Source organism: Ditibartonella apihabitans, from assembly GCF_002007485.1.
Taxonomy (GTDB): Bacteria; Pseudomonadota; Alphaproteobacteria; order Rhizobiales; family Rhizobiaceae; genus Bartonella; species Bartonella apihabitans.
The window spans coordinates 334,894-348,907 of sequence record NZ_CP015820.1 but is presented as its reverse complement, the minus strand read 5'-3'; the positions used below and the strand labels follow the sequence as shown (position 1 = coordinate 348,907).

The window sequence follows — 14,014 nt, the reverse complement described above, 5'->3', positions numbered from 1 at the left end:
TCTTTCAAATAGGAAGGGCGATAGAGGCCAGTTCTATATGAACCCAAGGAGATACTGATGCGTCGAGTAGTTGTAACCGGTATGGGAATTGTCTCATCAATCGGGAATAACCCTGAAGCTGTCCTCAATAGTTTGCGCGAAGCGAAATCCGGTATCAGTTTTTCGCAAGAATATGCAGATCTGGGCTTCCGCAGCCAGGTCTACGGCATGCCGCAGATTGACATTGAGGCACTGGTTGACCGGCGTGCCATGCGTTTTCACGGGCGGGGAACTGCTTGGAACCATATTGCTATGGATCAGGCAATTGCCGATGCAGGGCTTTCATCCGACGAAGTTTCCAATCCGAAAACCGGTATTATTATGGGCTCCGGCGGACCTTCAACGCGGACAATCGTAGACTCGGCCGACATTGCCCGCCAAAAAGGCCCCAAACGCGTTGGTCCTTTTGCTGTGCCAAAAGCGATGAGTTCGACTGCATCGGCAACATTGGCCACTTTTTTCAAGATAAAAGGCGTGAACTATTCTATTTCATCCGCCTGCGCGACATCCAACCACTGCATTGGCAATGCCTATGAACTTATCCAGTTTGGCAAGCAGGATCGTGTTTTTGCCGGTGGTTGCGAAGATCTTGATTGGACATTGTCGGTGCTCTTTGATGCGATGGGGGCAATGTCGAGTAAACGCAATGCAACGCCTGAAAGTGCTTCACGTGCCTATGATGCCGGCCGTGACGGTTTTGTCATTGCCGGAGGCGCCGGCGTTCTGGTGCTTGAAGAGCTGGAAGTTGCCAAAGCACGTGGTGCAAAAATATATGCCGAGATTGTCGGTTATGGTGCAACATCCGATGGTTACGATATGGTCGCTCCCTCTGGTGAAGGGGCCGAGCGCTGCATGCGCATGGCTTTATCGACTGTCAAAAATAAAATTGACTACATTAATCCCCATGCCACATCCACACCTGTTGGCGATCCACCGGAAATAGAAGCGATCCGCAAGATTTTCGGCTCGGGTGATTCGTGCCCGCCGATTTCGGCAACAAAATCGCTGACCGGCCATTCACTTGGAGCTGCCGGTGTGCAGGAAGCAATTTATTCCCTTCTTATGATGAAAAATAATTTCATCTGTGAAAGTGCTCATATTGATGAGCTTGATCCGGCGTTTGCGGATATGCCGATTGTACGCAAACGTCTTGATAACCAAAAACTGAACACAGTCCTGTCAAATACTTTCGGCTTTGGCGGAACCAATGCAACGCTGGTTTTCCAGCGTTACGAATAAACCGGACACTTTCGCTACGAGAGTGCCACAGGCTTACGGAGAATATGATGGAAGGTTTGATGAAGGGCAAGCGCGGCCTCATAATGGGCGTCGCGAACGACCATTCAATCGCCTGGGGAATAGCATGTCAGCTCGCAAAAGCGGGGGCTGAACTGGCTTTTACCTATCAAGGAGATGCATTTGGAAAGCGTGTCCACCCCTTGGCAGAAAAACTTGGATCCAAGCTTTTGCTTGAATGCGATGTTGAAAATATCGATTCGGTCGATGCTGTTTTCAATCGACTGGAAAAAGAATGGGGCACACTCGACTTTGTGGTTCATGCGATCGGTTTCTCGGACAAATCGCAGCTTAAAGGACGCTATGTCGATGTGACAACACGGGAAAATTTCAGCCGCACAATGGTTATTTCGGCATTTTCCTTTACCGAAATTGCCCAGCGCGCAGGAAGACTGATGCCTAACGGTGGCGCATTGCTGACATTGACCTATGGTGCCTCACAGCATGTTGTTCCGAATTACAATGTTATGGGCGTTGCGAAAGCCGCACTTGAAGCCATGGTGCGCTATTTGGCGGCTGACTTCGGACCGCAAAATATCCGTGTCAATGCAATTTCAGCGGGGCCTGTTCGCACACTTGCCGGTAATGGTATTGGAGCGGCACGTGCGATTTTCTCTTACCAGAAGCGCAATGCACCTTTGCGTCGCACAGTTGATATTAATGAAATCGGCAAATCGGCACTTTATCTGTTATCCGATTTGGCTTCCGGTGTGACCGGTGACATTCATTATGTCGATTGCGGCTATAATATTATGTCCATGCCGATACTGGAAGAGCTCAAAGACAGTGACGAATCACGCGGCGAATAATTTTCGCCGCGTTTTATTTCGGGGCGATTGGTTGTATTTGCTTTTTCCTTATCGTCACCAAAATCAGCGGTCGGGATAATTCTGACAAATAATCAAACACGTTTACGAAGTCTTTTCACCCGCCTCTTTAAACCCTTTTCATAAACGTCATTTGCGCGCTTCAATCACTTTGAAGCCGTTCTGTTCTTCAAGAAGCAGTACTTTTCGGAAACATTTTTGCAAAGTCGTTTCATAAGGCAATTGCCGGTTTGCTACCATGAGAAAGCAACCACCGGGTTTTAACCTTTGCGCTGCAACACTTATGAATTTTTGCCCCAATGAGACATCTGCCGCGCGCCCGTCATGAAATGGAGGGTTCGACAGGATTGTATCATAAATCCGATCTATCGGCTCGCTTGTAATATCCTGCCATAAATAATCGACCTTAAGGGACGTGTGAAGGCTGCCTATATGTGTTTTCGCAGCTTCCAGTGAATTATAATCGGCCTCATAAAGATCGAGCTCGGCAAGCTTTTTTGCCTGTTTTATCGCTTCATAGGAAAGATAGCCCCAGCCGGCACCAAAATCGGCCGTTTTGCCAAACACTACTCTCTCCATATGTTTGACCAACATTTGCGAACCTTGGTCAATGCGCCCGTTTGAAAACATGCCTGCCTGTGTTGTGAAGGCATTTTCAAAACTCTGCGGAAGCTGTTGAAGCGTTTCCAGCTCTTTTTCCGGAAGATCCTCCGGTACAGTCAACCAGAAAACAATGCCATGCGCTTTTGAAAGCTTTTGTGTTACCGGAACAATGGCGTTAACCCATTTCATGAAGGATTGGGCGCCGGACAATTTATCGCCACTGACAATAATTGTGCCACCGGCTTTCACCACACGCAAAAGGGCGAGAAACCGGTTCTGGTTGAGTTTTTTATGCTTGTTAAGCTCCAGAAGACCACCGGAAAACTTCTTTGCTTTATCGAGCAATTCAGGCAAGCATTGAAAGCCCGCCTGTTGAAGCGTTAAAAAATCCGCCCGCCAAGGTTGAATGATTTCGAGTGATTTGACCCAATCTTTTTCCGGTTTTTCTGTCAAACCGAATGCGCACCACAAACTTTCCGGATGTGGATGGTCGAGAGCATTCTGGTAAAAGGGCAAAAAAACCGACATTTTGAACTCGCTTTTTTAAAGGAGGCTTTTTAACAAGCCCGCATTGTTGTTCCTTTATCGTTATGCTTAAGAAGGCGCAATTTTAAAATTGAAAACGAAACCGGAACAATATTCGGCCCCACGATTTGCGGCAATAGACATTTATTTTCTGCCACAAATTCTTTGAAGATGTTGGTTATCAAAAAACTTGTTTTAAGAAATGATCACTTTTGAATGAACCGTTTGGAAAAAAATAACCGAACTTTCAGGCCGATTGCTTTCATTTCAAACCGGTCATAAAAAGAAAAGAGGTCTCATTCTAATTCCCTTGATTTCCCCAGTTTTACCTTGATTTCATTCGTTTTCTATTGCCAAAAAAAAGCCGCTCGTCATGAGCGGCTTTTTCCATAAAACATTGTTTCAAAGACTATTCTTTGTCTTTATCAGCATTCTTCTTACGACGATGTTTCTTTTCCGGCTTATCGGATTTTTCATCCTTCTCGCCCTTTTCAGCATTGTCTTCGTGGTGCTTTTCGCCCTTTTCATGCTTTCCATGTTTTTCGGCATGGTCAGCATCTTCAGACTTTGGAGCTTCTTCGCGCGGAATTTCCTGCCCTGTTTCCTGATCGACAACTTTCATCGACAGGCGGACTTTTCCACGTTCATCAAATCCCATGAGCTTGACCCAAACTTTCTGGCCTTCCTTGACAACATCTGTCGTCTTGTTGACGCGTTCGGGAGCCAATTGGGAAATGTGAACCAGACCATCACGGGGACCAAAGAAATTGACGAAGGCGCCAAAATCGGCTGTTTTCACAACAGTACCCTGATAGATCTGTCCAACTTCCGGCTCGTCGACGATCGAATGGATCCAGCGTTTGGCAGCTTCAATTGTTTTGGCATCGGAAGATGCAATTTTGATTGTGCCGTCATCTTCGATATTGATCTTGGCACCGGTTTGCTCGGTAATCTCGCGAATAACCTTGCCGCCGGAACCGATAACATCGCGGATCTTGTCGACCGGAATATTCATCATCTCGATACGCGGAGCATATTCACCCAATTCGGCACGTGCTCCGGTCAAAGCTTTTGCCATTTCACCGAGAATATGGATACGGCCTTCTTTGGCCTGTCCGAGCGCCACCTTCATAATGTCTTCGGTAATGCCGTTGATCTTGATATCCATCTGCAAGGCAGTGACACCGTTTTCTGTACCGGCAACCTTGAAATCCATATCGCCAAGATGGTCTTCATCACCGAGAATATCGGAAAGGATCGCATAACGGTCACCTTCCTTGATGAGGCCCATAGCAATACCGGCAACAGGATGTTGCAGCGGAACACCGGCATCCATCAATGCCAGGGACGTACCGCAAACAGTTGCCATGGATGACGAACCGTTAGACTCGGTAATTTCCGAAACGGCACGGATTGTGTAAGGGAAACTTTCCTGAGAGGGAAGCATCGGGTGAATTGCGCGCCATGCGAGCTTTCCATGGCCGATTTCACGGCGTCCCGGAGAACCGATACGGCCGGTTTCACCAACCGAAAATGGCGGGAAGTTATAATGGAGAAGGAAGGTTTCCTTGTACATTCCGGTGAGCGAATCGATATATTGTTCGTCTTCACCGGTTCCCAACGTTGCAACAACGACGGCCTGTGTTTCGCCACGAGTAAACAATGCCGAACCGTGCGTGCGCGGCAAAATGCCGACTTCTGTATAAATCGGGCGGACTGTTTTCAAATCGCGGCCATCAATACGGCTGCCGTTATCAAGAATATTCCAGCGAACGATTTTTGCCTGCAAATGTTTGAAGACAGTTGCGATTTCTTCCGCATTATATTCCGGTTCTTCTTCGCCTTCCGGCATGAATTTTGCGTCAACCTTGGCTTTAACTGCATCAACAGCAGCATAACGCTCCTGTTTATCAGTAAGCTGATAGGCCTTGCGCAAATCCTTTTCGGCAAATTTGAGCATCTTCTTTTCCAAAGCACTCAAATCTTCCGGAGCAAATTCGCGCGGCTCCTTGGCGGCAACTTCAGCTAGTTTGATAATTGCATCAATAACCGGTTTGAAGCCGTTATGACCGAAAATGACAGCGCCGAGCATCACATCTTCGCTAAGTTCCTGTGCTTCCGATTCAACCATCAAAACCGCGTCGGATGTGCCAGCAACGACGAGATCAAGCTTTGATTCCGGCATTTCATCAATGTTCGGGTTCAACACATATTTGCCGTTAATATAGCCAACACGTGCGCCACCAATCGGCCCCATGAACGGAACACCTGAAAGGGTCAAAGCAGCAGAAGCTGCAACCATCGACAAAATATCGGGGTTGTTTTCAAGGTCATGTTGCAAAACGGTGATGATGACCTGTGTTTCGTTTTTGTAGCCTTCTGCAAAAAGCGGGCGGATCGGACGGTCGATCAAACGTGAAATCAATGTTTCACCTTCGCTCGGACGACCTTCGCGCTTGAAATAGCCTCCCGGTATTTTACCGGCTGCATAAGTCTTTTCCTGATAGTTGACAGTGAGCGGGAAAAAATCCTGCCCGGGCTTGGGTTCCTTTTCGGAAACCACAGTGGCGAGAACGATTGTTTCGCCATAGGTTGCCATAACTGCACCATCAGCCTGACGGGCAATTTTTCCTGTTTCAAGAGTTAGCGGGCGACCTGCCCAGTCAATCTCTACTTTGTGAGTGTTAAAAAACATTTCTTGTCCTTGATTAACCGTGAGAAGACAAATTCCTTTCAACGGCCTAGTTCTTTAGTCATGTCATGGGCAAGACAACGAGGCGCATCCGATGTTTTTTGATGCGGCTGGCAATCCTGCCCCATGACGGTTCCTCGATTTCTGCGACTTTTTTAAGTTGTAGAAATTGAAAAGCGGGAAGTCACATGACTTCCCGCCTTGATTGTTTAGCGACGCAAGCCGAGCTTGGAAATCAACGTCTGATAACGTTTTTCATCGACACCGTTCAGGTAATCGAGAAGACGACGACGTTGGGAAACAAGTTTCAAAAGACCACGGCGGGAATGGTTATCCTTTTTGTGGGTTTTGAAATGCTCGGTCAAATTGGCAATACGTTCTGACAAAATAGCAACCTGCACTTCCGGCGAACCTGTATCGCCTTCCTTGGTTGCATATTCTTTGATCAAAGCCTGTTTACGTTCAGCAGTAATCGACATCGGTTCATCCTTTCAAAAAAATGGGACATAAAAGACGCCCCGGCCGGGATGTCGTCCAGCTAGGGTCGATGAAACGGCAAATGCAAAAACACCTGCACGTCCGCTTCATATATAGGAATTATGCGTTAATTACCAGCCCTGCTATTCGCTTGATAAAGTTTTCGACTATTTTTCTTGAACTTTTCTTTATCAGCAGGTTTTTGTCAATAAACATTAAAAACACAAGAATAGGTAATGAAACTATTTATGAAACGATATTTCTTTCTAATTCTTTTAAAAATTGCTATCCGTAATGACGGATATACAAAATATAATTCAAATATGTTGATGAAAATCAAACATTTACGTTCTCGGGTTGCTACTTTTCTTTTTAACCGTGCCCATCAACGAATATTATCAAAAACAGATATATTATCTGAAATAGATGTGTGGATTTTCACAGTGCAGTCGCGCAACCCCCCATATCAGGCTTGCGGCTTTTACTGCCGTCGCCTAGATTGAAACGAACATTAGCTTTGTTCCGGAACCCGATGCAACAAAAAAGCTCGACACTTGCGCCATTCAAAAGCCATGCTTTTCGAAGCCTGTGGGCGGCGACACTTGTGTCCAATCTTGGCGGGCTTATCCAGACAGTCGGTGCAGGCTGGATTATGACATTAATCAGCACCTCCCATTCAATGGTGGGACTTGTTCAGGGTGCCAACACCTTACCAGTTGTGATATTTTCGCTTCTCGCCGGTGCCCTTGCCGATAATTTCAACCGTCGACAGATCATGATTACCGCGCAATTGTTGATGATGGCGGTTTCGGTTCTCCTTGCGGTTCTCACCTGTTTCGGTCTCTTGACGCCGTGGCTTTTGTTAGCCTTTACGTTTCTGATCGGCTGTGGCTCCGCGCTTTATAATCCCCCTTGGCAAGCGACCGTTGGTGACATCGTGCCACGCGAAGATATTTCCGCAGCAGTGACTTTAAATAGTGTGGGCTTCAATTTGATGCGCAGCGTCGGGCCTGCAACCGGCGGTGCAATTGTTGCCGCCTTTGGCGGAGCGGCCGCTTTTGTCGTCAATGCCTTCAGCTATATTCCGCTTCTTGGCGCCCTGTTTTTCTGGAAACCTGATTACGCAAATAACGGTTTGCCGCGCGAAAGACTCGTTGCAGCAATGTCTGACGGATTACGCTATGTTTTGATGTCGCCGCATCTTCTAAACATCATGACGCGGGCGTTCATGTTCGGCCTTGGTGCCATATCGGTTCTGGCTCTTCTTCCCATTATTGCCCACGAAAAACTTGATGGCGGAGCGCTCATTTACGGGACATTGCTCGGTTCTTTCGGAGTAGGAGCAATTGCTGCCGGCATTATCAATTCCTGGGTCAGACGGCGCTTTTCCTCGGAAGCTATCGTTGCCGGTTCATTTGTCGGTTATGCCTTGTCTTGCCTTCTACTCGCTTTGAGTGACTCGTCAATCATTGCTCATATAGTGCTTTTTCCGGCCGGTATGTGCTGGGTTCTGGCGCTTTCGCTCTTCAATGTTTCGGTGCAATTATCAACGCCACGCTGGGTTGTTTCACGCGCTTTGGCTCTCTATCAGACATCATCTTTTGGCGGTATGGCCGTCGGAAGCTGGTTATGGGGAAGTTTGGCTGACAGTTATTCACCTGTCATAGCGCTTTATATATGCGCTGCATTCCTTATTGTGGGTGCATTGATGGGACTGAAATTTACCATCTTTGAAATACCGAGCATCAATCTGGACCCACTTGACCAATTTCGCGAACCGGAATTGCATCTTGATCTTCAGGCAAGAAGCGGCCCGATTATGGTTCTGATCGACTACGAGATTAAAGACGAAGATCTAGCAGAATTTCTCAAAACAATGTCGTTGAGGAGGCGTATCCGGTTGCGTGACGGTGCCAGACAATGGACACTGTTGCGCGATCTCGAGCATCCTAATCGCTGGGTTGAAACCTATCATATGCCGACATGGGTGGATTATTTGCGGCACAATCGCCGCCGCACCAAAGCCGATGCCGACGTGACAGAAAAATTACGCCAGCTTAGCCAAATTCCCGAAGGCTTGCGAGTGCACAGGATGATTGAACGTCACACAGTGCCGGAAGCTGACCAGATACAAGTCAAGCATTCCGCCCACCATCTGCACTAGGCTGATATAGGGTGAGAGAATAGGCCACCGCGCTTTCCAATAAACGGTTCAAGCGACATATAACCTATTCTACCCTCCATATCCGGCTTCATAAAAAGCCGACGCCGGAATGTCGGACTGTGAAGACATATTTGCCAATCCCATCCGTCATTTAAAACAATACTCCGATAAAGACGGGGCAAACTGTCAACGGGCCGGATTTTTTTCAAAATAATGTTTTGACTATCGGTGCTAAATTTTTGACTCGCTTGATAATTCCGGTTCAGGTCGTTTGCTGCTCCACTTTCAGAGCAGCTTATTAATTCTTTCAAAATAGAAATTGTTTGAAGGTAAAATCGCGTTTGGCAAGCCGATATATGAGCACAATATCGATTGTGAAATAGAAAGCGGGTGCCGAACTAACTGAAGCTACAACAAACTTGAGTGTGCGACTTGCAACAAGCTGGATAATCGCTGTTCACCGCCTGCGACAAAATCGGTTCACTTCGCTTAAAAAATCCGGCTTATCGATAAAACCTCATTGAATGGGAGAAAGGCAAACAGCAATCTTCAGGCCTTTTAGTGCTCAAATCAGCCGGTTGTGAAAACGCGCTTGGGCTTGAACTGGCCTTTTTCGATCATGCCGATTGCCAATAATTTACCCTTATACGTCGCACAAACCTCATCTTCGTCAACGGGGGCACCTCGTCCACGCATTAAAACCGGGTTTCCCATTCGCACACGATAAGCCTGCTCGTCGCTTAACGGATATTGCGGCAGAAATTCGAGCGCCGCACCGGTTTCGATCAGAAGTTCGTCAAGTGCGGAAAAATCGCATGACGGATAAATGCCATTCTCGTCGGCCTCGCCTCTTTCCGGCGCGGCGTCTTCCAAATCTTCAAGGCTCACAAAATCATCTTCGACAAAAGGCGAAACTTCGATACGACGCAAATTGGCAATATAGCCATAGCATCCAAGTTCTCTTCCCATATCGCGGGCAAGAGCACGGACATAAGTCCCTTTACCACACTCCACCTCGAAAATCGCATGGCCTTCCGGTGTCATATCAATCAACTCGAGGCTATCGATTTCAACTTCACGTGGCGGAATTTCGATTTTTTCACCTTCCCGTGCCAGATCATAAGCACGATTGCCATCAATCTTGATTGCCGAAAATTGCGGCGGGGTTTGAAGAATTGTGCCAATATAATGAGGTAAAATCGATATTATTTCGTCTTTACCCGGGCGTTTGGTAGACGTTTTTGTCACGACGCCTTCCATATCATCGGTATTGTGTTCTTCCCCCCACGCAACGGTAAAGCGGTAAACTTTTGTACCATCGACAACATAGGGAACAGTTTTTGTGGCTTCTCCCAAGGCAATTGGCAACATGCCCGAAGCAAGCGGGTCAAGGGTTCCCGCGTGACCGGCTTTCTCCGCCTGAAACAGCCATTTGATTTTTGAAACAGCCTCGGTCGACCCCATACCCTCCGGCTTATCAAGAATAACCCAGCCCGAAACCGGACGGCCCTTTTTCTTTCGCTGACGCGCCATAAAATTCTATTCCTTTTCCTCGTCATCGTGATGAAGATCGCGGGCCACTTCCGGCGAGTGCAACAAGGCATCGATTTTTGCAAAATTGTCAAAACTCGTATCCACCTTGAAACGGAATTCCGGCATATATCTCAATTGCCGCAACTCGGGCCCCAACTCGCCACGAATAAATCTTGCATGATGATTGAGCGCTTTTACCACCTCTTCCGGATCTGCATCGGCAAGTGGCGCAACAAAACAGGTTGCAACGCGTAAATCCGGCGACATTCTCACCTCGGTTGCACTGAGCACCACACCATCAAGCACCGGATCCAGAATAACTCCCCGCTGGAATATGGAAGCAAGAGCATGGCGAACTTGTTCACCGACACGCAATTGCCTTTGGGATGGACCAGCATGTTTCATAACCATTACCTTTGATTTTTCAGGCACATATTTGTCGATCAATATCCCGAAATCTTTCAAAACGATCAATTCGCAACAGAATAAAGCGGTCAACCACCGCTTGAAAACCGGCGCGACTTTCGTTCATCAGACGGGATTTTTCGTTTGGCCATATCATTCAATAATATGGCCAAACATGTATTGAATTAGAGCGAGCGTTTAATGGTTTCAACGCGGAACGCTTCGATAATATCTCCAACGCGAATATCATCATAATTCTCGAAGGCCATACCGCATTCCTGACCGGCAGGAACTTCGGCAACCTCGTCTTTGAAGCGTTTCAAAGTCTTGAGCTTGCCTTCATGGACAACAACATGATCACGGATAAGGCGTACACCCTCGCCGCGCTCCATCTTGCCTTCTGTAACACGGCAACCTGCCACCTTTCCGACCTTGGAAATGTGGAAGACTTCGATAATCTCGGCATTGCCAAGGAAAGTTTCGCGGCGTTCCGGCGTCAACATGCCCGACATTGCTGCCTTCACATCGTCAACAAGATCATAAATGATATTGTAGTAACGAATTTCTATGCCTTGGGCTTCGGCTGCATCACGTGCCTGACTATTGGCACGAACATTGAAGCCGATAATGGCGGCATTGGATGCTGCAGCCAATGATACATCGCTTTCCGTAATACCACCGGGAGCGGCATGGACAATATGGGCGCGTACTTCGTCATTGCCGAGTTTTTCAAGCGCTGAGGTAATGGCTTCGACAGAGCCCTGAACATCCCCTTTGATGACCAGCGGAAATTCTTTCATGCCGCTTGTCTGCATCCGGTTCATCATCTGTTCAAGAGAACCACGCGAGCCTGCCTGCCGCGCAACCGCCTTCTCACGGGCAAGACGTTGACGATATTCGGCAATCTCGCGAGCCTGTGCTTCATTGGCCACGACTGCAAAACGGTCACCGGCCTGCGGAGTGCCTTGCATACCGAGAACTTCAACCGGCATTGACGGGGTTGCAGCTTTGATATGGGCGCCACGATCATTGATAAGGGCCCGAACTCGACCCCATTCGTTACCGGCAACGATAATATCGGAAGGATGCAATGTACCCTTCTGGATAAGTACCGTTGCAACAGCACCGCGACCGCGATCAAGCTGCGCTTCGATAACAACACCTTCGGCGGTACGATCAGGATCGGCTTTCAAGTCGAGAATTTCCGCCTGCAGCAGAATTGCTTCAAGAAGCTTGTCGATATTCTTGCCGGTTTTTGCCGAAACCTCGACTTCCAGCGTATCACCACCCATGCTTTCGACAAATACTTCATGTTGCAAGAGTTCGGTTCTAACCTTTTGCGGGTCGGCAGCCGGTTTATCAATCTTGTTGATGGCAACAATAATCGGCACACCGGCAGCTTTTGCATGGTGAATGGATTCAATCGTTTGCGGCATGACACTATCGTCGGCTGCAACCACCAGAACCGCAATATCGGTTACCTGCGCACCACGGGCACGCATGGCTGTAAAGGCCGCATGTCCCGGTGTATCGATAAAGGTTATCTTCTGTCCCTTTTGTTCCACCTGATAAGCACCGATATGCTGGGTGATACCACCCGCTTCACCGGCAACAACATTGGCATGGCGTATGGCATCAAGAAGCGATGTCTTGCCGTGGTCAACGTGGCCCATAATTGTGACGACCGGTGGACGCGGTTTCAGTTTTGCCGGATCATCCGGAACATTGAAGAGACCTTCTTCAACATCCGATTCTGCAACGCGTTTTACCGTATGGCCGAATTCTTCGGCAATCAATTGCGCCATATCGGCATCAATGACATCACCGGGCTTCAACATCTGACCCTGTTTCATCAGATATTTGATGACGTCGACAGACCGTTCGGTCATACGTTGGGCAAGTTCCTGAATAGTAATGGTTTCAGGAATTGTCACCTCGCGAGAAATCTTTTCACGCGGTTCCTGAATTTGCGAGCGTTTGAATTTTTCCTGACGCCGACGCATGGCAGCCATTGACCGGCCGCGCGAATTGCCTTCCTCGTCAAGTGCACTATTCAATGTCAGTTTGCTGCGGCGACGTTCATCACCGCCTTTTACTGCTTTGGGAGCACGTACTTCGGATTTATTACCACCGCCACGGCGCGAACGACGATCATCCTCGTCATCATCAACAATATTGCGTTTTGTGACAGGAGAGGCTGCGCGTTGTTTGGTAACGGGAGCAATATCAATTTCAATCGGGCGATTGGCTGCCTGTTTATCGGTCTTTGGACGGTAACCTTCTTTGACCTTATGAACTTCGTGCTTTTTAACTTCAGGCTTGTGTCCTCCAGACTTTTCAACCTCGTGGGCAGCACGGGCTTTGGCGTCTTCTTCAGCCTGTTTGCGTAAAAGCTCTTCGCGCTCTTTGGCGCGTTTGGCTTCTTCCACCTGACGACGCTTCGCTTCTTCTGCAGCGCGTTTATGTTCTTCTTCTTCGCGTTGATGTTCTTCTTCAGCGTGAAGCCGTGCTTCCTCAAGAGCCCGCATACGTGCTTCCATTTCAGCCGATGAAAGGTTGCTATGGGGGTGGTGAACAGAAACTTTCGGCGGTGTTTCAGTACGCGGTTTTGTTGTCTGGGCAACGCGTGGCTTGGTCACAACGTGCTTGACTTCCACCTTTTCGTCCGGACGGGTGATTTTTCGCCGTTTCGTTTCGACAACGACCGCCTTTGTGCGACCATGGCTGAAATTTTGCTTGACTGTGCTGGTTTCAACCCCGGGGCGTTTTAAGGTCAGCGTTTTCTTGGCTGTTTTCTTGTCGTTATTGTTTTCCGTCATTCCGTTTCCTTCACGGCTTCTACCGTCTTCTTTTCCGGCCTAGTGCTTACCATCGCGGTAGGCGACAAGTTTTTGCACCGTTTTCATGAATCCCTGTGCAAGCTTCGAATTCAATAATGCAGCATGTACCACAGGATTATCACCAAAAGCCACACCCATTTCATCACTGTTGAATAAAGTTACAACCGGAATGTCTGGCTTATCCGGTCGTCTGACCGAGTAGATTGCCTGTTCGATCTTGCGTTTACCATCAAAAGCCGCTTCTTTCGAGTGTAAAACAAGACATGCTTCACCCGAACGTATTGCCTGTTCGACCTTTGTCGCACCGGTTACAACTGCACCGGCCTTTCGAGCCAAAGCAAGACGACCGAGTGCCGCCTTGACCAGCAGTCTGTCTACAAGTTCGACAAGCCCCTGATCTACGATAATATCAGTCTTCAGGCTATGTGTAAAAGCCTTGCGCCTGATTGCGTCTTCAAGAACAGATCGGGAGGCGGAAATCCATGCTCCCCGCCCCGGCAAATTGGCTTTTATATCGGGCACAAGATGACCGTCCGGTCCGGCAACAAAGCGGATAAGCTCGTTGGCATCACCACTTTTTCTTGTCAGGATACATGTACGGTCATTCATCAAT

At 48.1% G+C, this 14,014-nt stretch carries 8 protein-coding genes and 2 pseudogenes; 3 read left to right on the top strand and 7 right to left on the bottom strand.

Features of this window, described 5'->3' with window-relative positions; genetic code table 11:
• The first annotated feature begins 57 nt into the window (after window positions 1–57).
• Both fabB and fabI read left to right on the top strand, forming a co-directional pair.
• Window positions 58–1,278, top strand: a complete 1,221-nt coding sequence (gene fabB, locus BBC0178_RS01515) for a beta-ketoacyl-ACP synthase I (RefSeq protein ID WP_077970159.1) — start codon at window positions 58–60, stop codon at window positions 1,276–1,278.
• A 47-nt stretch (window positions 1,279–1,325) separates the two neighbouring features.
• Window positions 1,326–2,144, top strand: coding sequence for an enoyl-ACP reductase FabI (gene fabI, locus BBC0178_RS01510; protein ID WP_077970157.1), 819 nt, complete (start codon window positions 1,326–1,328; stop codon window positions 2,142–2,144).
• A 147-nt stretch (window positions 2,145–2,291) separates the two neighbouring features.
• On the opposite strand, the gene BBC0178_RS01505 is transcribed toward fabI, so the two are convergent.
• From BBC0178_RS01505 to rpsO, 3 genes and pseudogenes are all read right to left on the bottom strand, one after another.
• Window positions 2,292–3,293: a class I SAM-dependent methyltransferase gene (locus tag BBC0178_RS01505; RefSeq protein WP_078038955.1), complete on the bottom strand. Its 1,002-nt coding sequence runs from the start codon at window positions 3,291–3,293 to the stop codon at window positions 2,292–2,294.
• 556 nt (window positions 3,294–3,849) lie between these two features.
• Window positions 3,850–5,985: pseudogene (gene pnp / locus BBC0178_RS01500) on the bottom strand (polyribonucleotide nucleotidyltransferase); the annotation flags it as partial.
• A 206-nt stretch (window positions 5,986–6,191) separates the two neighbouring features.
• A complete protein-coding gene (gene rpsO, locus BBC0178_RS01495; protein ID WP_077970147.1) occupies window positions 6,192–6,461 on the bottom strand; it encodes a 30S ribosomal protein S15 in 270 nt (89 codons plus the stop codon).
• A gap of 530 nt (window positions 6,462–6,991) precedes the next feature.
• Between rpsO and BBC0178_RS01490 the strand changes: the two genes are divergently transcribed.
• Window positions 6,992–8,623, top strand: a complete 1,632-nt coding sequence (locus BBC0178_RS01490) for an MFS transporter (protein WP_078038953.1) — start codon at window positions 6,992–6,994, stop codon at window positions 8,621–8,623.
• Between the two features lie 570 nt (window positions 8,624–9,193).
• Here BBC0178_RS01490 and truB read toward each other — a convergent pair.
• From truB to BBC0178_RS01465, 4 genes and pseudogenes are all read right to left on the bottom strand, one after another.
• Window positions 9,194–10,156 carry a tRNA pseudouridine(55) synthase TruB gene (gene truB / locus BBC0178_RS01480; RefSeq protein ID WP_078038951.1) on the bottom strand — a complete coding sequence of 321 codons (963 nt, stop codon included), beginning with the start codon at window positions 10,154–10,156 and terminating at the stop codon, window positions 9,194–9,196.
• A gap of 6 nt (window positions 10,157–10,162) precedes the next feature.
• Window positions 10,163–10,561 carry a 30S ribosome-binding factor RbfA gene (gene rbfA / locus BBC0178_RS01475; RefSeq protein ID WP_077973407.1) on the bottom strand — a complete coding sequence of 133 codons (399 nt, stop codon included), beginning with the start codon at window positions 10,559–10,561 and terminating at the stop codon, window positions 10,163–10,165.
• 185 nt (window positions 10,562–10,746) lie between these two features.
• Window positions 10,747–13,380: a translation initiation factor IF-2 gene (gene infB / locus BBC0178_RS01470; RefSeq protein ID WP_078038950.1), complete on the bottom strand. Its 2,634-nt coding sequence runs from the start codon at window positions 13,378–13,380 to the stop codon at window positions 10,747–10,749.
• A pseudogene (locus tag BBC0178_RS01465) lies at window positions 13,377–14,010 on the bottom strand (RNA-binding protein). Before BBC0178_RS01465 ends, infB begins: the two are co-directional and overlap by 4 nt.
• Window positions 14,011–14,014: the final 4 nt, after the last annotated feature.